The sequence below is a fragment of the Pseudomonas sp. ITEM 17296 genome (assembly GCF_028895205.1).
GTDB classification, from domain to species: Bacteria; Pseudomonadota; Gammaproteobacteria; order Pseudomonadales; family Pseudomonadaceae; genus Aquipseudomonas; species Aquipseudomonas kermanshahensis.
This window is the reverse complement of record NZ_WJRS01000092.1, coordinates 1-428: the sequence shown is the minus strand read 5'-3', so window position 1 is coordinate 428 and position 428 is coordinate 1. Positions and strand designations below refer to the sequence as shown.

The window sequence follows — 428 nt, the reverse complement described above, 5'->3', positions numbered from 1 at the left end:
AGCTACAAGACCACCTTCATCGGCAAACAGCCGGTGATCGTCGTGCGTGACCGCAAAAAGGCCATCAACGTGCTGCTCAACCGCTGCCGCCACCGCGGCGCCACGGTCTGCGAGCACAAGAAGGGCAAGACCAACAGCTTCGTTTGCCCCTACCACGGCTGGGGCTACGCCCTCGACGGCTCGCTGCGCGGCATCCCCCACCCGGAAAGCTACGGCGACTGCCTGGACAAGGCCGAGCTGCCACTGGTCAGCCTGCGCGTCGAGAGCTACGCCGGCATGGTCTTCGCCACCTTCAAGGACGACATCGAACCGCTCGAAGACTTCCTCGGCGCAGCGAAGAAGTGGATGGACCTGTTCATGAAGCAAGGCGCCGGCTACGGCATCAAGGTCCCCGGCGAGCACCGCTTCCGCTTCCCCGGCAACTGGAA

General features: G+C 64.3%; 1 protein-coding gene. It reads left to right on the top strand.

Going from position 1 to position 428, the window contains the following annotated elements; translation table 11 throughout:
- A partial coding sequence (locus GIB19_RS28195) for an aromatic ring-hydroxylating oxygenase subunit alpha (RefSeq protein ID WP_274888868.1) occupies window positions 1-428 on the top strand: 428 nt, incomplete at both ends.